Genomic DNA, 20,031 nt, shown 5'->3' with positions numbered 1-20,031 from the left:
CAGCTGACCGCCGCAGAAAGGATCTTCACCAGCAATGGCCGACGAGAACACCCCGAGCGTCCCTGAAGAGGGCAGCGACATCGCGATGCGGATCGAGCCCGTCGGGCTCGAGACGGAGATGCAGCGCTCCTACCTCGACTACGCGATGTCCGTCATCGTCTCCCGCGCGCTGCCGGACGTGCGCGACGGACTCAAGCCCGTCCACCGCCGCGTCCTGTACGCCATGTACGACGGCGGCTACCGGCCCGAGAAGGGCTTCTACAAGTGCGCCCGCGTCGTCGGCGACGTCATGGGCAACTACCACCCCCACGGCGACTCCTCGATCTACGACGCCCTGGTCCGCCTCGCGCAGCCGTGGTCGATGCGGATGCCGCTGGTGGACTCCAACGGCAACTTCGGCTCCCCGGGTAACGACCCGGCGGCCGCCATGCGGTACACCGAGTGCAAGATGGCGCCGCTGTCCATGGAGATGGTCCGCGACATCGACGAGGAGACCGTCGACTTCACGGACAACTACGACGGCCGCTCCCAGGAGCCGACCGTCCTGCCGTCCCGCTTCCCGAACCTGCTGATCAACGGCTCGGCCGGCATCGCGGTCGGCATGGCGACCAACATCCCGCCGCACAACCTCCGCGAGGTCGCCGCCGGCGCCCAGTGGTGCCTGGAGAACCCGGAGGCCTCGCACGAGGAGCTCCTGGAAGCCCTCATCGAGCGCATCAAGGGCCCCGACTTCCCGACCGGCGCCCTTGTAGTGGGCCGCAAGGGCATCGAGGAGGCGTACCGGACCGGTCGCGGCTCCATCACGATGCGCGCGGTCGTCGAGGTCGAGGAGATCCAGAACCGCCAGTGCCTGGTGGTCACCGAGCTGCCCTACCAGGTCAACCCGGACAACCTCGCCCAGAAGATCGCCGACCTGGTGAAGGACGGCAAGGTCGGCGGCATCGCGGACGTCCGCGACGAGACGAGCTCGCGTACCGGGCAGCGCCTGGTCATCGTCCTCAAGCGGGACGCCGTCGCCAAGGTCGTGCTGAACAACCTCTACAAGCACACCGACCTCCAGACGAACTTCGGCGCCAACATGCTGGCCCTGGTCGACGGGGTGCCGCGCACGCTCTCCCTCGACGCGTTCATCCGCCACTGGGTGAGCCACCAGGTCGAGGTCATCGTCCGGCGCACCAAGTTCCGGCTGCGCAAGGCCGAGGAGCGGGCGCACATCCTGCGCGGCCTCCTGAAGGCCCTGGACGCCATCGACGAGGTCATCGCCCTCATCCGGCGCAGCGACACCGTGGAGATCGCGCGAGAGGGCCTCATGGGCCTTCTGGAGATCGACGAGATCCAGGCCAACGCCATCCTCGAGATGCAGCTGCGCCGGCTCGCCGCCCTGGAGCGCCAGAAGATCGTCGCCGAGCACGACGAGCTCCAGCAGAAGATCAACGAGTACAACGCGATTCTGGCCTCGCCCGAGCGGCAGCGCCAGATCATCAGCGAGGAACTGCAGCAGATCGTCGACAAGTTCGGCGAGGACCGGCGCTCCAAGCTGGTGCCGTTCGACGGTGACATGTCCATCGAGGACCTGATCGCCGAAGAGGACATCGTCGTCACCATCACGCGCGGTGGCTACGTGAAGCGCACCAAGACGGTCGACTACCGCTCGCAGAAGCGCGGCGGCAAGGGCGTACGCGGGACGAAGCTCAAGGAAGACGACATCGTCGACCACTTCTTCGTGTCGACCACGCACCACTGGCTGCTCTTCTTCACCAACAAGGGCCGCGTGTACCGCGCCAAGGCCTACGAGCTCCCGGACGCCGGCCGCGACGCCCGTGGCCAGCACGTGGCGAACCTGCTCGCCTTCCAGCCCGACGAGGCGATCGCCGAGATCCTCGCGATCCGCGACTACGATGCGGCGCCTTACCTGGTCCTCGCCACCAAGGCGGGCCTCGTCAAGAAGACGTCCCTGAAGGACTACGACTCCCCGCGGTCCGGTGGCGTCATCGCCATCAACCTCCGTGAGACGGCGGACGGTTCGGACGACGAGCTGATCGGCGCCGAACTGGTCTCGGCCGAGGACGACCTGCTGCTCATCAGTAAGAAGGCGCAGTCGATCCGGTTCACCGCCACGGACGACGCACTGCGTCCGATGGGCCGTGCCACATCCGGTGTCAAGGGCATGAGTTTCCGCGAGAGCGACGAACTGCTCTCGATGAATGTCGTCCGCCCAGGTACGTTCGTCTTCACCGCCACCGACGGTGGGTACGCCAAGCGCACCGCCGTCGACGAGTACCGCGTCCAGGGCCGCGGCGGCCTCGGCATCAAGGCAGCCAAGATCGTGGAGGACCGCGGCTCGCTCGTCGGCGCGCTGGTGGTCGAGGAGACCGACGAGATCCTCGCCATCACGCTGTCGGGCGGTGTGATTCGTACGCGAGTCAACGAGATCAGGGAGACGGGCCGTGACACCATGGGCGTTCAACTGATCAACCTGGGCAAGCGCGATGCCGTCGTCGGCATCGCTCGGAACGCCGAGGCCGGTCGGGAAGCCGAGGAGGTCGAGGGTGACGCCGCGGACGCGGACGACACCGTGACCGACGTAGCGGCCCAGGACGAGACGGCCGTCGGAACGGACGAGGGCGAGCAGTCCTCGGCCGAGTAGCGCGAGGAGAGAGTCATCGTGAGCGGAGCCACGGGCGCAGGCTCTACCGGGACATCCACCGGTACGGAAACCGAGGGCGGCCGTGGCTCCGCTCATGACTCGAAGGACTCGCACGAGTCTCATGGATCCCAGGGGGGAACTGTGACGGACACCCGAGGTCCGCAGACCCAGCCGTACATGGACGGTGGCGGCGCGCTGCCCGGCGAGCGGCAGCAGCCGCAGCAGGCGGCTCAGCCCTACCACCCGCCGCAGGCGTACCAGAGCGCGCCGGCCGGAGCGGTCCGCAGGCCGCGCACGGGGGCACGCACCATGCCGCGCACCCGCAAGGCACGCCTGCGCGTGGCCAAGGCGGACCCGTGGTCGGTGATGAAGGTCAGCTTCCTGCTGTCCATCGCGCTCGGCATCTGCACGATCATCGCGGCCGCGGTGCTGTGGATGGTCATGGACGCCATGGGCGTCTTCTCCACGGTCGGCGGCACGCTCTCCGAGGCCACGGGCTCGAACGAGTCCAACGGCTTCGACCTGCAGTCGTTCCTGTCGCTGCCGCGGGTGCTGATGTTCACGACGGTCATCGCGGTCATCGACGTCGTCCTGGCGACGGCCCTCGCGACGCTCGGCGCGTTCATCTACAACCTCTCCGCGGGCTTCGTCGGCGGCGTCGAGCTCACGCTCGCCGAGGACGAGTGAGCGCTCCTCCGGGCTCGTAAGAGCCGCTGGTGGGCGGGCCAGGACTATCGATTTTGGGACTGGCCCCCTGGTGCGCTAATCTTCAGAGGTCAGCGCGCGGGACACACACCGCAGAGCGCGGCGGGGCTATAGCTCAGTTGGTTAGAGCGCATCCCTGATAAGGATGAGGCCACAGGTTCAAATCCTGTTAGCCCCACAAGTACAAGAACCCTCAACCAGTCATGGTTGGGGGTTTTTGGCGTCTCTGGCTTCTCCGGACGCCTTGCAGTCGGTCGGTGCTGAGCCCCCGCCGTGCGTGGCCGGCATGTGCGGGGTGACACGCACTTTTGGGCGTGCAGTGCGGCCCGTGCGGAAGCAGGCACGCGAGAAGGGCCCTCTCAGCCGGTGTTTGGCTGGGGCCTCGTGTCTGGTGCTGGGGGACTGCCTGCGTGGCGGGCGGTCTGCGTGCTGGGGTGCCCGCACGGCTGTGTGTGCGGGTGCGTCTTTGGTGACAGTGGCTTCATACGGAGCCATGTGGCTTTGGTCTACGTAGGCGGCCCCTGCAGATGCCGCCTTCCTTGCGCGAGGTCTGCGTCCTTGGGCGGGCCCATGGTTGCTCTGGACTCGTATGTGGGGCTCGCGTGCCCCAGGAGTCCTTGTCCTCGTCGTGCTGCCTCTGTTGTGTTGCTTCTGCCTACTAGGTACGGCGTCCTGCTGTGTGGCTTGCAGGCTGGCGCGACTCGCTTACGGTGCCGCTTGCTGCTGGTCGCTCGGTCAAGGGCGTTGCCTACCGCTGGAAGGCGTCCCCTGTACGGAGTACCGCTCGCACTGCGTACTGCTGGTGGTGCTGCTGTTGCGTGTTGCTTCTTGCTCTGTCTGCTGCACTTGCTGAGCTGACTGTTCGGGCTGTGCTGCCCGGTGTCCTGCCGCGTGAGCTGGACGGGTGGTCCGGTCGGGTGTTCCGACCCGACTGCTGCTACGACGTCAGCGCTTCCGACTGCAGGTCCGCATCGCTCTCGGACTGCTCCGTGTCGGCCGGCGGACGGTGGCGGCAGCTGGGGGACGAACCGTGGGCCTCGGCGCGGATCCGCTGCTTCATCGTCGGTGGCAGGGACCGCTTGAAGGTCCAGGCCGGCCGGACCGACGTGGCGGCGGGGGCGCTCACCGCGGTGCTGCGGGCGGCCTCCTCGGTCTGCTGGACGGGAGCGGCCGCTGCGGCCGGGCTGACGAGTCCGAGCGCCGAGAAGAGCGCGATGAAGGCAGAGATGACGACTGTCCACAGCGTCATGACCCGGTTCTTGGTCATGATCCCTCACTTTCGGGTTGGGCGATTTGCGTACTTTCCTCATGATGTGTACGCAGCGCCGAGAGTGAAGGACCGACGCTCGCGGCACGTCGATCTTCAGATCAACACCACTCGGATGGGTGCAAAGGCTGAAAAACTCCCTTAGTAGGGAGGTAGTGGTCTTCTGCGGACCAAGAGGACGGGCGGTCCAGGAGTGTGATCATCCGGTTCTACTGCTCTGTCGCGGCCCGGAGTTGAGGTCGATCCAGGTCACCGATCGGTATCGGTCGGTGTGTATAGTCGGGCGCCAGAAGTCCTCTATGCCAAGGAAAGACGAGGTCGCGCGGTGAAGAAGCTTCTCCTGGTCGCACTGGCCGCCATCGGCGGGCTCCTCGTGTACCGCCAGATCCAGGCGGATCGCGCCGAGCAGGATCTGTGGACGGAGGCGACTGACTCCGTGCCCACGGGTTCGTGAGCTGTCTCCAACAGTCTCTTCGCAAGCCCCGGTCGCACCAGCGGCCGGGGCTTTGTGCTGCCCGGGGGCGACCGCCCCGCGTTGCGGGTGGCGAGCAGTAACGGTATTCACGGATGCGACGGCATCGCTCGAACAGCGAATGAGTGGCGGGATTCCGGCGCACGGCGGACAGTACGCACCCCGGAACGGCAGGATGGCCCCCCATGGGGAGACTCATGAGGCGTTCGGCGGGGGAACGGTGCGGGCGGAGCATGGCGGCGGTCGCCGCCGGTGCGGGCGCGGGCGTGGTGCTCGCGCTGCCCGGGGCGACAGTGGCGGCAGAGCCGGGTGCGGCAGACCCGTATGTCTACGCCAAGGGCGCCCAGCAGGTGGCGGGGGCGCGGAACAGTACGGACGCGCCGCGGCTGGGAACGGGAAGCACGTATCGGAGTTCGCTCGGCGCCGGAGCGAGCGGCGCCGTGTACTACCGCGTGGACCTGGACGGGGCCGCGAACGCCTACGTGTCGGCGGTCGCCGTACCGCCGCTCGGGCCGGACGTGAAGGCGGCTTACTCGGACGGCATCACCGTGACGCTTCAGGATCGCAACGGCAATCGCTGTGACTCCGAACGCGCCACGTTCCGCTCCGGCGCCTACCCGCGGCCCCTCGCTGCCGCGGCCGAGCGCCTGGTGCGACCGGGCGGGCTCCGCTGCCAGACCGCGGGCACGTACTACGTAGTGGTGGAGCGGAAGAGCGATGCCGCGTCCACACAAGAGACGTGGGGGCTCGAACTCAAGGTGGCCACCGAACCGGGCCTCGTCTCCGCGACGCCGACCGAGGGGCCGAAGGCCTGGCCGTCGGCGTCGGTGCCGCCGCCGACAGGCAAGGCGGTGCGGCGCACCGGAGGCACCGGGTTCAACGACGCGGTGGCGATGCGGGCCGGGGTCTGGAAGGACGGCATCCGACCCGGCGAGAGCCACTTCTATCGCATGCCGGTGGACTGGGGGCAGCAGCTGTTCCTCGACGCGGAGTTGGGGAGTTCCGCGGGGGACGGCGCGCGCCGGGGAATCGTGACGGGGGCGCTCGCCATGGAGCTGTACAACCCGGCACGGGCGGCTGTTGCCGCGCAGGACGCGTCGTACGCGGGGAAGCCGACGTCCGCCGTGTTCGACCCGCTGCCGCCCGTGGCGTACGAGAACCGCTACCTGATGCGCGACGACCAGGCCGCGATGCGGCTGGCCGGCTGGTACTACCTCAAGGTCACGCTCAACCCGGCGATGGCGGAGAAGTTCGGCGGCAAGGAATCCGGGGTGACGCTGCGCGTGACCGTCGACGGGGAGCAGGGGCAGCAGCCCGATTACGTACGGGACCCGGGGGAGTTCCAGGTCACCGCCGCGGACCGGGCGGCGGCGGAGCGGGGTGAGGGAGGCGCCGTCTGGGGCGATTCGGACGGGGCTGGTGGTAGGGATGGCGGCGGAGCAGGGGGAGGGAGTGCGGCGGAGAACTCCGGGGGTGCGGGTGATGGGGCCGATGGTTCCGGTGCCGGGGGGAGTTCTTCGGGTTCGTCCTCTTCGTCCTCGTCTGCTTCCGCTTCGGCGTCTACGTCGTCGGTGGACGGGCGGATGGTGCTGCTGGGGGTCGCGGGGATCGGGGTGGGGACGGTGTTGGTGCTGTGGCTGGGGGTGTGGCGAGTGGTGGCGGTGCGGCGGGTTCGGGGGTGAGGGGGGTTGAGGGGTGAGGCGGGTTGAGGGGTGAGGTGGCCCGGCGCGGGGCGGGGCAGGGGGACGGAGGGCCGGATTCACCGCGTTGGCCGCTGGTTCGGTTTGTTCGGGTCTGCCGCTGGGGCCCTCTGATTCCGCGTTCGGCTGGGATCCGCCTGTCTGGGATCCGCCTGTCAGGCCTGGGTCAGTGCCCAGATGCCGAGGGCGAAGCAGAGCATGGCGATGAACAGGACCGGGACCGTCACCTTCGGGGGCGGTCCCGGTCGGCGTGAGCGGGGTGCGCGGGGCGTGCGGGGTGTGTGATGCGCGCGGCGGCCGGAAATTTCTCGGGCCTCGGGCGGAACCTCTCGGGCGCGAGCGGTGTACAGAGAGTGACGGTCAAGGTCGAGCGAGGTCTGCGGGACCACGGTGGTCATCGCGTGCGCGGGGTGAGGGGTCGAGGAATGCGGGGACGAAGGATGAGGGGACGAGAGATGAGGGGACAGCGAGAAGTCATGGGGGACGGGGAAGTGTGGGGCGGGCCGCGTTTCGTCCGCCGGGCTCGGGACGGATTCCTGCGCAGGATCGACGGATGTCCGTGCGGGCGGCGGTTGGTGCCGAGGGGGCTCGGGCAGCGGGACCGCGGGGGTGGGGCGGCTCGGCGGCATCGGGGGAGCCGGGGGCTGCAGGAGGGGCCGGCCCTCGGTCGCGGGCTGGGCCGGGTCCGGTGCCCCGGCCGGGGATGGGTGCGGCGCCGGGGATGGGGCCGGGGGCGGGAGGTGGAAGCTGCCCGTCTCCGACATGGAGGTCAGCAGTGTTTCAGGTGGCGTCTCCGACGGTGGGGCGACGTCTGCGGTGCGGCCGGGGTGTGCCGGGCTGACGCCGAGGCCCGATCCCGAGCCGACGGAGCCACCGCTGCTGTCTCCTGGCCCGGCCCCTGTCCCGGCCTCGGCCCCAATCTCGGTCCCTGTCCCGGCCCCGCTCCCAATGCCGGGCCCGCCGCTGCCCTCGGCCCTGGAGCTGAACGCAGCCTCGGACCCACCCGTCCGCGGCTCACTCGTGGGGAGAGGCGGGGCTCCATGCGGCGCCGGTACGGGAGGAGCCTCGCTCGCGCGTGCAGGCGGCGGCGCGAACGTGGGTATGGGCGGAGTCTCGGCCGGAGGTACGACTGGCGGCTCGGCCGCAGGCAGGAGCGGCGGCTCGAACGCGGCAGGCTGCACCGAAGCGGGGCCGGGCGGGTGACCCGGGCCACCCCGGGCTGCCTCCCCGCTCCAGGCCCGGTCACCGGGGCCGCCCCGAGCATCCTCTCCGGGGCCGTCCCCGGGCCAGGCTTCATGCCCCGGCCCAGGCCTACCCCGACCCCCCACATCGCCCCCCTCGAACCACGCCGGCCGAGTAGGCGTACCCGTACCCGTACCCCCCGTGGCATGCAGGGGCCGGGCCCGGCGGCCCCGGACGGCGGGGCCGTTCGGGCCGAACCCGGGCGGCAGCGGGCCGAGTTGGTCGAAGACCTCGATCAGCTCGTCGTCGGCGCTCGGCTCCGGCAGGAGCTCGGCGGCGTCGAGAAGCGCCCTGCGCGCTCCTGTCGCGGTACGGAAGCGGGCCTCGGGGTCGGGCTGCAGCAGCGCGGCCAGGACGCTCCACAGCGGGCCGGGGACGCCCGCTGGGGCACCAGGAGTGCCATGGTCGGCAAAGTGTTCGATCAGGGCCCGGGCGTCGGGCTTGGCGCCTTCGAGGAGGTAGAGGGCGACCAGGCCGGCGGCGAAGAGGTCGGCGGGGAAGTCGGGCTCGGCGCCCATGGCCTGTTCGGGGGCGAAGTAACCGGGCGTCCCCACCACATAGTTGGTCTCCGTGAGGCGGGGCTCGCCCTTGCGCATGGCGATGCCGAAGTCGGAGACGCGCAGGTGGGGCAGGCCGGTGCCGGTGGCCTCGAGCAGGATGTTGGCCGGTTTGATGTCGCGGTGCACCACCCCCTCGGCATGCACGGCCGACAGTCCGGAGAGGAGCTGGTCGAGCAGGACGCAGACGAACGGCGGTGGCAGCGGCCCGTAGTCGCCGATCAGGTGGGCCAGCGAACCGCCCGCGACCAGGTCCATGGTGAACAGGACCTTGTCGTCGTCCGCGGCCCAGCTCGCCGGGGCGAGAACGTGGGGATGGTCGATGCGCAGGGCCTGTTCGCGCACGAAGCGCAGGAGTGTGTGGGCGTCGCTCTGCTGGAGGACCTTGGCCGCGACATAGCGGCGGCGTCGGTGGTCCCAGGCCCGCCATACCGCGCCCACTCCCCCGCGGCCGATCGGATCGGCCAGTTCGTACCGGCCGGCGAAGACCTCACCCATGGTCGTGCGACGCTCCCCTCCCGGGCCTGCGCTGCAGAAGGCCCTCACGGACATCACGCAAGGAAGTCCGGTCCGCCCCGCGACCGCCGACGACGGCGGGGCGGGTACCAGAACCAGAACCGGTGCCGGTGTGGCGCCCGTCCGGGGTCAGTTCTGGTGCGCCTGGTAGTGGGCGACCGCGTCGGAGGTACGGCCCGCGCCGTACACCCGGAGGAACTCTGCCAGTTCCGGGTGGGTGGGGGCGAGGGTGTCCGCGGCGTCGATGATGTCGCCGGCGGCCGAGACGGAGCGGAGCAGGGACTGGATCTCCCGCACCACGCGCTTCACGGTGGGGGCGCCGGAACCGGACGCGGTCTGGCCGGTGTTGGTGAGGACGGAGCCGCCCTGCGACTTGCGGATCTCGTCCATCCGCTCGGTGGCCTCGGCGGCGCTGACGCTGCCGTCGGCGACCTGGCTCGCGAGGTCCTGCAGGAGCTGCACGCGCTGCACCACGGCGGGGTTGCCGATCTTGGCGCGCTGGCCGCTCATCAGCTGGGAGAGCATGGGGGCGGAGAGCCCGAGGACGCCTGCCAGGCGGGCCTGGTTGAGTCCGAGGTCCTCGATCAGCCGGCGGAAGAGCGCCCCCAGCGGCTCTCCGTACCAGCTGCGCTGGAGCTCCCGGGCTCTTGCGGTAGCTTCCTGCTGTGCGGCGTCCATTGCGTCTCCCCATCGCTTCCCCAATACGGTGCTTCGCTGCCGCGAAGCACGTGGGGCATCTTACGGAGAGTGGTCGCCCGCCGGGACCCCCAATCCTTTTGCGAGATCCGGGGGGAGACCCGGTACTCTGGTCCGCGTGCTCGCCCGAGGAGCCTTCCTCCGGTGAAGTGCACCGTTTTCGGGGCCTTAGCTCAGTTGGTAGAGCGCTGTCTTTGCATGGCAGATGTCAGGGGTTCGACTCCCCTAGGCTCCACAGCCCGAAGCCCCTGCCGCATCCGGTGTCACCGGATGCGGCAGGGGCTTCGTCGTGCGGGGCGCCGACGGGTCAGCGGCTGTCCTTCGGGTCGGTCTCCGCCTCGGCCTGCTTGGCCTGGACCTCCGGGTCGAGGATGTCCTCGCCGGTGCCGTCGACCGAGGCGAGCGGGGCGCCGTCCGGTACTTCGGTGGCGGCCGGCGGCTCGACGAGCCAGTCCGGGTTGGCCTGCTTGTCCCACCACTTCCATGCGGCGTAGGCGCCACCCGCGACGAGGCTCACCACGGCCAGGCCCTTCACGAGGCGGCCCGCGCGAGCACGGCGCTCGTGCTTGCGCACGATCTTCTGGATCTCCTTCGGGGAGACCTGCCCGCGCAGTGCGGCGAGCGCGGCGACGCTGCGGGACGTCGCCTCCTCGCGCACCGGCTGGGCCGAGGCCACGGCCTGTTCGATGCGCGGCTTCGAGTACTCGGCGGCCTGCCGGGCGGCCTGGCGGGTACGGACGGCTGCTTCGTGCGCGGCGTGGTCGACCTTCGGCGGGACATGCGTGCGGGCCTGCTCAAGGCGCGGGGCCAGGTGGGCGCCGTACTGGGCACGCGCCTGCTGGGCGGCCTGCGAGACCTTGGGGCCGAGCACGACGCGCGCTTCGTGCGCGTACTGCGTCGCACGGTCCTTGGCCGTCTCGGCGTAGGGCGCCACCACGTCCGCGGCGTGCAGCACGCTGTCCTTCGCCGAGCCGGTCGCGGCGCGCACGCTGTCAATGCGGGTCACGGGATCCTCCTCCTCGGTGGCGTACAGGTGATTCACCTTTCCACCCTTATGCGGATCATGCCTGCCAGGTACGTCAATGCGGTGGAAAGGCTTGCCAGGACTTGAAAAAGGAGCAACAAAGGGCCTGGCGACGACAATGCCACGGAATGTGGCGGGCCGCGCCTCTTCCGTTACGAGTAGACCGGTTCTGCCCGGCTGAAACCTCCGGGGCCCCACCGGGCCGTGGGAGGATCGGCAGGGCACCGAAGACGACGGAAGGCAGACCGTGGCCGAGCAGCTGTACGCCACCCTCAAGACCAACCTGGGCGACATCGAGGTCAGGCTCCTGCCGAACCACGCGCCGAAGACGGTCAAGAACTTCGTGGAACTCGCCAAGGGCGAGCGTGAGTGGACCGATCCGGAGACGGGTGAGAAGACCACCGCCCCGCTCTACGACGGGACGGTCTTCCACCGGGTGATCGCCGGTTTCATGATCCAGGCCGGTGATCCGCTGGGCAACGGCACGGGCGGTCCCGGGTACCAGTTCGGGGACGAGTTCCACCCCGACCTGGCCTTCACCAAGCCGTATCTGCTGGCCATGGCCAATGCGGGGCCGGGGACGAACGGGTCGCAGTTCTTCATCACCGTCTCGTCGACGAACTGGCTGACGCGCAAGCACACCATTTTCGGTGAGGTCGTCGACCCGGCCGGGCAGAAGGTCGTCGACGCCATCGCGACCACGCCGACGAACCCGCGGACCGACCGCCCCGTCACGGACGTGGTCATCGAGTCCGTCGTGGTGGAGACCCGCTGATACGTTCCGGCGGCGACCAGGGAACCAATTCGCCCCGCCCGTCCGTAAGGATGAGCGGGGCGCGGCGTTGTCCGAAAGCGGCCGCGCCCGTGCACGACACCGCATGACGTGCACGACACCGCATCATCGGAGGGGACGACCGTCATGGACCAGGCGCCCGGCAGCCCGCAGGAACCGCAGGGCGCCCAGGAGCTGCCCGGCTGCTACCGGCATCCGGAGCGGCAGACCGGCATCCGCTGCGTCCGGTGCGAGCGGCCCATCTGCCCCGACTGCATGGTGAGCGCCTCGGTCGGGTTCCAGTGCCCCGACTGTGTACGCGGGGGCTCCGGGACCGGGCACGCGCCCGGTGCGAACCAGCCGCGGACCATGGCCGGCGGCACGGTCGTCGCGGACCGGCGGCTGCTCACGAAGATCCTCATCGGGATCTGCCTGGCCGCGTTCGTGGTGCAGCAGACGGCCGGGGACGCGTTCACCTTCCGGTTCGAGATGCTCGGTCACGCCTTCGTGCCCGGGGAGAGCGAACCGCAGGGGGTGGCCGAAGGCCAGTGGTACCGGCTGCTGACCTCGATGTTCCTGCACGGCAGTGTCATGCACATCGTCTTCAACATGCTGAGCCTGTGGTGGATCGGGGGCCCGCTGGAGGCGGCGCTCGGCCGGGCCCGCTATCTCTCCCTCTACGTCGTCTCCGGGCTCGCGGGCAGCGCGCTGACCTATCTGCTCGCCGATCCCGCGCAGCAGTCGCTCGGCGCCTCCGGCGCGATCTTCGGTCTCTTCGGCGCCACGGCCATCCTGATGCGGCGGCTCAACTACGACCTGCGGCCGCTGATCGTGCTGCTCGTGATCAACCTGATCTTCACCTTCACCCCGTCCTTCAACATCGCCTGGCAGGCCCACATCGGCGGCCTGGCGGGCGGTCTCGTCGTCGGGTACGCGATGGTGCACGCCCCCCGGGAGCGCCGCGCCCTCGTGCAGTACGGGGCCTGTGCGGTGGTCCTCGTCGCGGTGCTGGTCATGGTCGTGGTGCGCACCGGACAGCTCACCTGAGCCAGGTTGCCCACCGATGGTGACCGGCGTTGTCCACAGCGTGTGCCGGTTCCTGTGCATGTAGTGGAGAACAACTGTGCCCCTCGTCCCTGAGCTGGGTTTTCCCAGGAGGGACAAGGGGCGAACAGATGACCTAGCGTGTCCTCACCGGTCACACCGGCGTCAACACCCAGAGGGTTATCCACAGATCGTCTGACCTTTTCCCCATGTGGAAAACCTGTGGATAACTCAGTGGATAGCTCGGGGCAGAGCTGGTGGGGAGCGGTGGCCCGGGGCCCGGGCTACTTCCACTGCGTGGAGACGCCGAAGCCCGCGGCGATGAAGCCGAAGCCCACGACGATGTTCCAGTTGCCGAGGGCGTCGATCGGCAGTGAACCGTCGGTCACATAGAAGACGACGATCCAGGCGAGCCCGATCAGGAACATCGCGAGCATCACCGGGGCCACCCAGCCACGGTTCGTCAGCTTGATATTGGCTGCCTGCTTCGACGCCGGCGGCGGCGTGTAGTCGGCCTTCTTGCGGATACGTGACTTCGGCACGAGGGTTTCTCCTGTCGATGCGCTGCGTGGCCGCGCAGGGGACGTGGGCTGGCTCCGGAGCAGCGTACAAGGGGAAGCTTTGATGAATCCGAACACTCCCCCGGGCGTCCGTTAGCGTAGTGCTTCCGCGGCGTCGAAGGAGATACGGGTACGTTGAGCAATTCTGCCGAACCCGACAACAGGCCCCCGCGCGGCCGCTGGCGGCCCGTGCGCCTGCTCACCGTGGGCGTCTTCGCGCTCGCCGGGCTCATCTTCTTCACCAGTTTCAATACGGCCAAGGGCACCAATATCCGTACGGATACGTCCTTGTTGAAGCTCTCCGACCTCATTCAGGAGCGCAGCCACAAGAACAAGGAGCTCGAAGAGGGCAACAGCGGGGTGCGGGACGACGTCGAGGCGCTGGCCGAGCGCGACGACGGTTCGACCAAGGCCGAGGACGAGAAGCTGGACGGCCTGGAGAAGGCCTCGGGGACGAAGAAGCTCAAGGGCGAGGCCGTCTCCGTCACCCTCGACGACGCCCCGCCGAACGCCACCGCCAAGCTCCCCGGCTACCCCGAGCCGCAACCCAACGACCTGGTCATCCACCAGCAGGACCTCCAGGCCGTGGTCAACGCCCTGTGGCACGGTGGCGCCAAGGGCGTGCGGGTGATGGACCAGCGCCTCATCTCCACCTCCGCCGTGCGCTGCGTGGGCAACACCCTGATCCTCCAGGGCCGCGTCTACTCGCCCCCGTACAAGATCACCGCGGTCGGCGACCCGGAGAAGCTGAAACAGGCCGTCGCGGCCTCCCCCCAGATCCAGAACTACATGCTCTACGTCAACGCGTACGGGCTCGGCTGGAAAGTGGACGACGACGGGACGGTGACTCTTCCCGCGTACTCGGGCACAGTGGATCTCCACTACGCGAAGCCGGTGCAGTAACACCCGGACGGGGGGAGCCGTCGGTGTCGGTGCGAGTCTCGGCGCGGGCCGTCGTCAGGACGGTGAGCGAACTGTGCATCACCGTCGGCGCCGTGATCGTGCTGTTCGTCGTCTACGTGCTCTTCTGGACCGGGGTGAAGGCCGACAGCGCGATGGACCGGCAGATCGACGACCTCCAGGACCAGTGGGCGAAGCGGCCGGTGGCCACCGGCGCCCCCGCGGCCCCGTCCTCGCCGCCGAAGCCGGTCGCGTACAGGAGCGGCAAGCCGTTCGCCGTGATGTACATCCCGCGGCTTGGTTTCACGTGGAACAAGCCCGTGCTGGAGGACACGGAGGTCGCCACCCTGAAGAAGGGGCTCGGGCACTACTCCGGCACGGCGCGGCTGGGGCAGCGCGGGAATTTCGCGGTCGCCGGGCACCGCCGCACGTACGGAGACCCCTTCAAGGACTTCCCCCGGCTCCGGCGCGGGGACGCCGTGGTGCTGACCGACGGGACCACCTGGTTCACGTACCGGATCGACAAGGGGCCGTACAAGACGTTGCCCGCCGATGTCGCGGTCGTCGACCCCGTGCCGCGCGCTTCCGGGTACGTCCAGCCGGGCCGCTATCTGACCCTCACCACCTGTGAGCCGGAGTGGGGCCACAGCCACCGGCTGGTCGTCTGGGCGCATTTGGATGCCACTCAGCCCGTGGAGGCCGGGAAACCGGAGGCGTTGCGCCGTTAGTCTGGTGCCGTACGGCGACGGCTGAGCCGTACGGCGATGGAGTTGGGACTGTCAAAGGGGAGCGACCGGCATGTACGGCTGGATCTGGCGGCATCTGCCGGGGAACGCGTGGCTGAGGGCGGCGATCTCGATCGTGCTGGCCCTGGCCGTGGTCTACGTCCTCTTCCAGTACGTCTTCCCCTGGGCCGAGCCGTTGCTGCCCTTCAACGATGTGACGGTGGACGGCCAGTGAGCACGCGTGAGACCGGAGAATCCCGCAGGACCCGCATTCTCGTCGTCGACAACTACGACAGCTTCGTCTTCAACCTCGTCCAGTACCTGTACCAGCTGGGCGCCGAGTGCGAGGTGCTGCGCAACGACGAGGTGAGCCCGGCACACGCGCAGGACGGCTTCGACGGCGTACTGCTCAGCCCGGGCCCGGGCGCCCCCGAGCAGGCCGGCGTCTGCATCGAGATGGTGCGGCACTGCGCGGCGACCGGCGTCCCCGTCTTCGGCGTCTGCCTCGGCATGCAGTCGATGCAGGTCGCGTACGGCGGAGTGGTCGGCCGGGCGCCGGAGCTGCTGCACGGCAAGACGTCACTGGTGCGGCACGAGGGCGCCGGCGTCTTCGCCGGGCTGCCCGACCCCTTCACCGCGACCCGCTACCACTCGCTCGCCGCCGAGCCCGGCACCGTACCGGATGCGCTGGAGGTGACCGCGCGGACCGAGGACGGCATCGTGATGGGCCTGCGCCACCGTGAACTGCCGGTGGAGGGCGTCCAGTTCCACCCGGAGTCCGTCCTGACCGAGCACGGGCACCTGATGCTGGCGAACTGGCTCGCCGCATGCGGGGACAAGGAAGCGGTGGACCGGTCGGCCGGGCTCGCGCCGGTCGTGGGCCGGGCCTCGGCGTGACCGCGCTGCGCCCCGAGCAGGACGGCGCCGGCGGGTTCGAGGACGCCGTCAGGGGCCTCGACGACCCGCTGAACGACCCGTTGCCGGGGCAGCATCCGTCGCCGTGGTTCCGGGCGGCGGAGGCTGATCAAGAGACGGAACCGGCGGCGCGGCCGGAGCCGGAGCGCGCCGCGGCCGAGCCGGAGTGGTACGACCCCGAGGGGTACGCCCAGGACTGGTACGGCGGGGCCCCGGCCGGGCAGCGGCCGCCCGCGCGGGACGACGAGACCGTGGCGCTGCGGACCGCCGACACGCGGCGAATAGTGGAGTCCGAGCCCGAGCCGCCCGCGACCGGGAGCGGTACGGAGCGGGAGCGGGACTCCGGGACGCCTGCCGTCACCGGAGGCCGTGCCGCACGCCGGAAGGCCGCCAAGAAGGGTGGCGGCGGCAGACGGCGGGCGGGAGCAGGGGCGCCGCAGGCCGCTCCCGCCGAGGACGACGGGAAGCCGCTGACCCGGGTCGAGGCGCGACGGGCCGCGCGGGCCGCCAGACCCACCGCCGGGGTCCTCGTGAGCCGCGCGATCGGCGAGGTCTTCATCAGCATCGGTGTGCTGATGCTGCTGTTCGTCACCTATCAGCTCTGGTGGTCGAACATCCGGGCCCACAACCTCGCCGGCAACGCCCGCCACCACCTCGAGGACGACTGGGCCAACGGCAAGGGGAAGCCGGACTCGTTCGAACCCGGGCAGGGGTTCGCGATCCTCTACATCCCGAAACTGGACGTCGTCGTCCCGATCGCGGAGGGCATCAGCAAGACGAAGGTCCTCGACAAGGGAATGGTCGGGCACTACGACAAGGACAGCATCCCCACCGCGATGCCCGACGCGAAGGCGGGGAACTTCGCGCTGGCGGGTCACCGCAACACCCATGGCGAGCCGTTCCGGTACATCAACCGGTTGCAGCCCGGTGATCCGATCGTGGTCGAGACGCAGGACAAGTACTACGTGTACAAGATGGCGAGCATCCTGCCGCAGACTCCCCCGTCGAACACCGCGGTGATCAATCCGGTCCCCGTGGGCTCCGGGTTCACCCAGGCGGGCCGCTACATCACGCTGACGACCTGCACGCCGGAATTCACCAGTACGTATCGCATGATCGTCTGGGGCAAGATGGTCGAGGAGCGGCCGCGCAGCGAGGGCAAGCCGGACGCGCTCGTCGGGTGAGCGGGCAGCGCCAACAGGCACATCGGCACAGGGACGGGGCAAGAGGCAGTGGCAGCGACGACCGACCACGAGGAAGAGGCCGACACGAAGGCCGCCGTGCCCCCGCCCCGCCGTGGGCGCATCGCGGCGGCCGTCAGCGTCTTCGGTGAACTGCTCATCACCGGCGGCCTGCTGCTCGGCCTGTTCGTCGTCTACTCCCTGTGGTGGACGAACGTGGTGGCCGACCGGGCCGCGCACAAGCAGGGTGACAAGGTCCGCGACCACTGGTCCCAGAACACCGGTCCGGGCTCCCTCGACACCAAGGACGGCATCGGCTTCCTGCATGTGCCGGCGATGGGCAAGGGCGAGGTGCTGGTCGAGAAGGGCACGACGTCCAAGGTCCTCAACGACGGCGTCGCCGGGTACTACACCGACCCGGTCAAGGCCACGCTGCCGACCACGGGCAAGGAGGGGAACTTCTCGCTGGCCGCGCACCGCGACGGGCACGGCGCCAAGTTCCACGACATCGACAAGATCAAGAAGGGCGACGCGATCGTCTACGAGTCCCGGGACAAGTGGTACGTCTACAAGGTGTACGACATCCTCCCGGAGACGACGAAGTACAACGTGGACGTCCTGGGGCAGGTCCCGAAGGAGTCCGGCAAGAAGAAGGCCGGCCACTACATCACGCTGACGACGTGCACGCCGGTCTACACGTCCCGCTACCGGTACGTGGTCTGGGGCGAGCTGGAGCGGGTCGAGAAGGTGGACGGCGACCGGACGCCGCCGAAGGAACTGCGCTGAGCCGTCGCGCCGACCGCGCGCACGGACCGGTGTGACCGAACGACGGAGCCCCGATCCCCTCACCGGGATCGGGGCTCCGTCGTGCGCGGGCGGTGGTGCGGTCAGCCGTCGTTGCCGAAGCCGCCGATGAAGCCGCCGTTACCTCCGTTGCCTCCGTTGCCTCCGTTGCCGCCATTGCCTCCGTTGTCCCCGCCGCCGCCACCGATCGTGGTCAGCGTCACCGTGGTCTTGGCGGGGTCGGACGGGGTGTTGGCGGCCGGGTCCTGCTGGATGACGCGGGCGTCGTCGCCCTGGTCGCTGCCGCCGGCGAACTGGATGTTCGTGAAGCCGGCGTCCTGGAGCATCTTCTTGGCGTCCTTGACCTTCTGGCCGATGACGCCCGGGACCGCTTTCTGCGCGGGCGCCTTCGCGGTCTTCAGCTGGACCGTGGAGCCCGGGTCGGCCTTGGTGCCGGCGGTGAGGTTCTGGAAGAAGACCTTGCCCGCCTCGACGTCGCCGTTCTCCTCCTCGGTGCAGCTCGCCTTGAGGTTGCTCGCCTCCAGCTGCTGCTTCGCCTGGTCGCAGGTGAGGTTCTTGCCGCTGGAGACGTCGGGGACCTGGACGGTCTGCTTCTCCGTGGCCACCGTCAGCGTGATCTTGGTGCCCTTTTCGAGCTTGCCGCTGTCCGGGTCCTGCTTGATGACCGTCCCGGGGTCGCGGTCGGACTCGGCGGTCTTCTTGTCGATGTTGGTGAAGCCCTTGTCGTTCAGCTCCGAGACGGCGTCGTCGTAGTCCAGGCCCCGCACGTTCGGGACCGCGACCTTCGGGGCGCCCGTCGACATGCGGACGGTGATCGTGTCGTTCTTGGCGAGCTTGCCGTCCGCCGGGTCCTGCTCGCAGACGCGCTTGGCGGGCTGGTCCTCGCACGCCATGCTGTCGCCGCGGACGACCTTCAGGTCGACGTTCTCGGCCTTCTGCTGCGCCTCCTCGAACGTCTCGCCGACCAGGGACGGCACGCTGACGTCGCCGTCGTCACCGCCGTCGCCGCTGGAGACGTACTTCCCGATCAGGATCGCGCCGATGAGGACGAGGATGCCGGCGACCACGAGCAGGATCGTCGAGGTGCGGTTCTTGCCCTGCTTGCGCCGGTCGGGGCGGTCGTCGTAGCCGTAGCCGCCGTCGTCCGGGTTGACCGGGGGCAGCATCGACGTGGGCGCCCCGCCGTTCTGCGGGCGCAGCATGGCGGTCTGCTGGTCGGCCCCGTAGGCGTCGCCGGCGCCGTAGCCGACCGCGCCCATGGCGGCGGTGGCGGCGACGGGCCGGCCGTCGAGGCAGGCCTCGATGTCGGCGCGCATCTCGTCGGCCGACTGGTAGCGGTAGTCCGGGTCCTTGGTGAGGGCCTTGAGGACGATCGCGTCCATCTCGGGCGTGATCTCGGAGTCGAAGACGCTCGGCGCCTGCGCCTCCTCGCGCACGTGCTGGTAGGCGACCGCGACCGGGGAGTCGCCGACGAACGGCGGGCGGACGGTGAGCAGCTCGTAGAGCAGGCAGCCCGTCGAGTACAGGTCGGAGCGGGCGTCGACCTGCTCGCCCTTGGCCTGCTCGGGGGAGAGGTACTGCGCGGTGCCGATGACCGCGGCGGTCTGCGTCATCGTCATGCCGGAGTCGCCCATGGCGCGGGCGATGCCGAAGTCCATGACCTTGACCTGGCCGTTGCGGGTCAGCATCACGTTGGCGGGCTTGATGTCGCGGTGGACGATGCCCGCCCGGTGCGAGTACTCGAGCGCCTGGAGGATGCCGACGGTCATCTCCATGGCGCGCTCCGGCAGCAGCTTGCGGCCGCTGTGCAGCAGCTCACGGAGCGTGGAGCCGTCGACGTACTCCATCACGATGTACGGGATGGAGACCTGGTCGACGTAGTCCTCGCCCGTGTCGTACACCGCCACGATCGCGGGATGGTTGAGCGAGGCGGCCGACTGGGCCTCCCGGCGGAACCGGGCCTGGAACGACGGGTCGCGTGCGAGGTCGACCCGCAGCGTCTTCACCGCCACCGTGCGCCCCAGCCGGGAGTCATGCGCGAGGTAGACCTCGGCCATGCCACCACGGCCGAGCACGTGGCCCAGCTCGTACCGGCCGCCGAGGCGACGCGGCTCTTCCATGGTTACCTACCAGCCCTCTCCGTCGGTCCCGACCGTCCCGTGCGGGGTCGGGCGGTGTGCTGTCCGGGCATACCGTACCCGGCCTGCCCGACATGACCTGGCCACCACCGTGACCCGTGACAGGACCGGTATCGCCACGTGCGTCTTAGTGAAGAGCGGGTGACCGGGGTCACAAGGAGGGGGA

At 69.5% G+C, this 20,031-nt stretch carries 18 protein-coding genes and 2 tRNA genes; 14 read left to right on the top strand and 6 right to left on the bottom strand.

Annotation, left to right across the window (positions count from 1 at the left end; all coding sequences use genetic code 11):
- The first annotated feature begins 34 nt into the window (after nt 1–34).
- From gyrA to ACIBW6_RS16035, 3 genes are all read left to right on the top strand, one after another.
- Nucleotides 35–2,647 (top strand): DNA gyrase subunit A, encoded by a 2,613-nt coding sequence (gyrA, locus tag ACIBW6_RS16045; protein ID WP_399059928.1) that lies wholly within the window; start codon nt 35–37, stop codon nt 2,645–2,647.
- An 18-nt stretch (nt 2,648–2,665) separates the two neighbouring features.
- Complete coding sequence (locus tag ACIBW6_RS16040; RefSeq protein ID WP_399059927.1) at nt 2,666–3,334, top strand: DUF3566 domain-containing protein; 669 nt, start codon at nt 2,666–2,668, stop codon at nt 3,332–3,334.
- Between the two features lie 122 nt (nt 3,335–3,456).
- Nucleotides 3,457–3,530, top strand: a tRNA-Ile gene (locus ACIBW6_RS16035).
- Between the two features lie 759 nt (nt 3,531–4,289).
- On the opposite strand, the gene ACIBW6_RS16030 is transcribed toward ACIBW6_RS16035, so the two are convergent.
- Nucleotides 4,290–4,619, bottom strand: a complete 330-nt coding sequence (locus tag ACIBW6_RS16030; RefSeq protein ID WP_399059926.1) for a DUF6344 domain-containing protein — start codon at nt 4,617–4,619, stop codon at nt 4,290–4,292.
- Between the two features lie 325 nt (nt 4,620–4,944).
- Between ACIBW6_RS16030 and ACIBW6_RS16025 the strand changes: the two genes are divergently transcribed.
- Nucleotides 4,945–5,073 (top strand): DLW-39 family protein, encoded by a 129-nt coding sequence (locus ACIBW6_RS16025; RefSeq protein WP_003999697.1) that lies wholly within the window; start codon nt 4,945–4,947, stop codon nt 5,071–5,073.
- A gap of 251 nt (nt 5,074–5,324) precedes the next feature.
- A complete protein-coding gene (locus tag ACIBW6_RS16020) occupies nt 5,325–6,773 on the top strand; it encodes a hypothetical protein (protein ID WP_399059925.1) in 1,449 nt (482 codons plus the stop codon).
- 173 nt (nt 6,774–6,946) lie between these two features.
- On the opposite strand, the gene ACIBW6_RS16015 is transcribed toward ACIBW6_RS16020, so the two are convergent.
- Nucleotides 6,947–9,088, bottom strand: a complete 2,142-nt coding sequence (locus ACIBW6_RS16015) for a serine/threonine-protein kinase (protein WP_399059924.1) — start codon at nt 9,086–9,088, stop codon at nt 6,947–6,949.
- Between the two features lie 147 nt (nt 9,089–9,235).
- A complete protein-coding gene (locus ACIBW6_RS16010) occupies nt 9,236–9,784 on the bottom strand; it encodes a helix-turn-helix domain-containing protein (protein WP_399059923.1) in 549 nt (182 codons plus the stop codon).
- A gap of 180 nt (nt 9,785–9,964) precedes the next feature.
- On the opposite strand from ACIBW6_RS16010, the gene ACIBW6_RS16005 reads away from it, so the two are divergent.
- A tRNA-Ala gene (locus tag ACIBW6_RS16005) sits at nt 9,965–10,037 on the top strand.
- A 72-nt stretch (nt 10,038–10,109) separates the two neighbouring features.
- Here ACIBW6_RS16005 and ACIBW6_RS16000 read toward each other — a convergent pair.
- Nucleotides 10,110–10,808: a DUF5324 family protein gene (locus ACIBW6_RS16000; RefSeq protein ID WP_399059922.1), complete on the bottom strand. Its 699-nt coding sequence runs from the start codon at nt 10,806–10,808 to the stop codon at nt 10,110–10,112.
- A gap of 265 nt (nt 10,809–11,073) precedes the next feature.
- Between ACIBW6_RS16000 and ACIBW6_RS15995 the strand changes: the two genes are divergently transcribed.
- Both ACIBW6_RS15995 and ACIBW6_RS15990 read left to right on the top strand, forming a co-directional pair.
- The gene (locus ACIBW6_RS15995) at nt 11,074–11,601 is read left to right on the top strand and encodes a peptidylprolyl isomerase (RefSeq protein ID WP_399059921.1); all 528 of its coding nucleotides are present in this window, start codon (nt 11,074–11,076) and stop codon (nt 11,599–11,601) included.
- A gap of 144 nt (nt 11,602–11,745) precedes the next feature.
- Nucleotides 11,746–12,645 (top strand): rhomboid family intramembrane serine protease, encoded by a 900-nt coding sequence (locus tag ACIBW6_RS15990; protein WP_399059920.1) that lies wholly within the window; start codon nt 11,746–11,748, stop codon nt 12,643–12,645.
- A 281-nt stretch (nt 12,646–12,926) separates the two neighbouring features.
- Here the strand turns inward: ACIBW6_RS15990 and crgA are convergent, their stop codons facing one another.
- Nucleotides 12,927–13,184 carry a cell division protein CrgA gene (gene crgA, locus ACIBW6_RS15985; protein ID WP_356489939.1) on the bottom strand — a complete coding sequence of 86 codons (258 nt, stop codon included), beginning with the start codon at nt 13,182–13,184 and terminating at the stop codon, nt 12,927–12,929.
- A gap of 153 nt (nt 13,185–13,337) precedes the next feature.
- Here crgA and ACIBW6_RS15980 point away from each other — a divergent pair, with 153 nt between their 5' ends.
- The 6 genes from ACIBW6_RS15980 (at nt 13,338) to ACIBW6_RS15955 (ending at nt 17,709) form a co-directional block, all read left to right on the top strand.
- Entirely contained in the window at nt 13,338–14,105 is a 768-nt protein-coding gene (locus ACIBW6_RS15980; protein ID WP_399059919.1) for a DUF881 domain-containing protein, read from the top strand.
- A 23-nt stretch (nt 14,106–14,128) separates the two neighbouring features.
- Entirely contained in the window at nt 14,129–14,830 is a 702-nt protein-coding gene (locus ACIBW6_RS15975) for a class E sortase (protein WP_399059918.1), read from the top strand.
- Between the two features lie 70 nt (nt 14,831–14,900).
- Nucleotides 14,901–15,062 (top strand): hypothetical protein, encoded by a 162-nt coding sequence (locus tag ACIBW6_RS15970; RefSeq protein WP_324774593.1) that lies wholly within the window; start codon nt 14,901–14,903, stop codon nt 15,060–15,062.
- Nucleotides 15,059–15,724 (top strand): aminodeoxychorismate/anthranilate synthase component II, encoded by a 666-nt coding sequence (locus ACIBW6_RS15965; RefSeq protein WP_399059917.1) that lies wholly within the window; start codon nt 15,059–15,061, stop codon nt 15,722–15,724. The genes ACIBW6_RS15970 and ACIBW6_RS15965 overlap by 4 nt, the downstream gene beginning before the upstream one ends.
- A complete protein-coding gene (locus tag ACIBW6_RS15960; protein WP_399059916.1) occupies nt 15,721–16,926 on the top strand; it encodes a class E sortase in 1,206 nt (401 codons plus the stop codon). The genes ACIBW6_RS15965 and ACIBW6_RS15960 overlap by 4 nt, the downstream gene beginning before the upstream one ends.
- Nucleotides 16,927–16,974: 48 nt before the next feature.
- Entirely contained in the window at nt 16,975–17,709 is a 735-nt protein-coding gene (locus tag ACIBW6_RS15955; protein WP_399059915.1) for a class E sortase, read from the top strand.
- Between the two features lie 101 nt (nt 17,710–17,810).
- Here ACIBW6_RS15955 and pknB read toward each other — a convergent pair whose 3' ends face one another.
- Nucleotides 17,811–19,847: a Stk1 family PASTA domain-containing Ser/Thr kinase gene (pknB, locus tag ACIBW6_RS15950; RefSeq protein WP_399059914.1), complete on the bottom strand. Its 2,037-nt coding sequence runs from the start codon at nt 19,845–19,847 to the stop codon at nt 17,811–17,813.
- Nucleotides 19,848–20,031 lie beyond the last annotated feature (184 nt).

Source organism: Streptomyces sp. NPDC049813 (assembly GCF_044465085.1).
Lineage (GTDB): Bacteria > Actinomycetota > Actinomycetes > Streptomycetales > Streptomycetaceae > Streptomyces.
The sequence above is the reverse complement of the archived record's forward strand: the minus strand, read 5'-3'. Positions and strand labels throughout refer to the sequence as shown.

What these genes read in the sequence shown, in the direction of transcription:
- gyrA (WP_399059928.1), top strand. Translation starts at nt 35, where the DNA reads ATGGCCGACGAGAACACCCCGAGCGTCCCTGAAGAGGGCAGCGACATC.
- ACIBW6_RS16030 (WP_399059926.1), bottom strand. Translation starts at nt 4,619, where the DNA reads ATGACCAAGAACCGGGTCATGACGCTGTGGACAGTCGTCATCTCTGCC.
- ACIBW6_RS16020 (WP_399059925.1), top strand. Translation starts at nt 5,325, where the DNA reads ATGGCGGCGGTCGCCGCCGGTGCGGGCGCGGGCGTGGTGCTCGCGCTG.
- ACIBW6_RS16015 (WP_399059924.1), bottom strand. Translation starts at nt 9,088, where the DNA reads ATGGGTGAGGTCTTCGCCGGCCGGTACGAACTGGCCGATCCGATCGGC.
- ACIBW6_RS16010 (WP_399059923.1), bottom strand. Translation starts at nt 9,784, where the DNA reads ATGGACGCCGCACAGCAGGAAGCTACCGCAAGAGCCCGGGAGCTCCAG.
- ACIBW6_RS15990 (WP_399059920.1), top strand. Translation starts at nt 11,746, where the DNA reads ATGGACCAGGCGCCCGGCAGCCCGCAGGAACCGCAGGGCGCCCAGGAG.
- ACIBW6_RS15970 (WP_324774593.1), top strand. Translation starts at nt 14,901, where the DNA reads ATGTACGGCTGGATCTGGCGGCATCTGCCGGGGAACGCGTGGCTGAGG.
- pknB (WP_399059914.1), bottom strand. Translation starts at nt 19,847, where the DNA reads ATGGAAGAGCCGCGTCGCCTCGGCGGCCGGTACGAGCTGGGCCACGTG.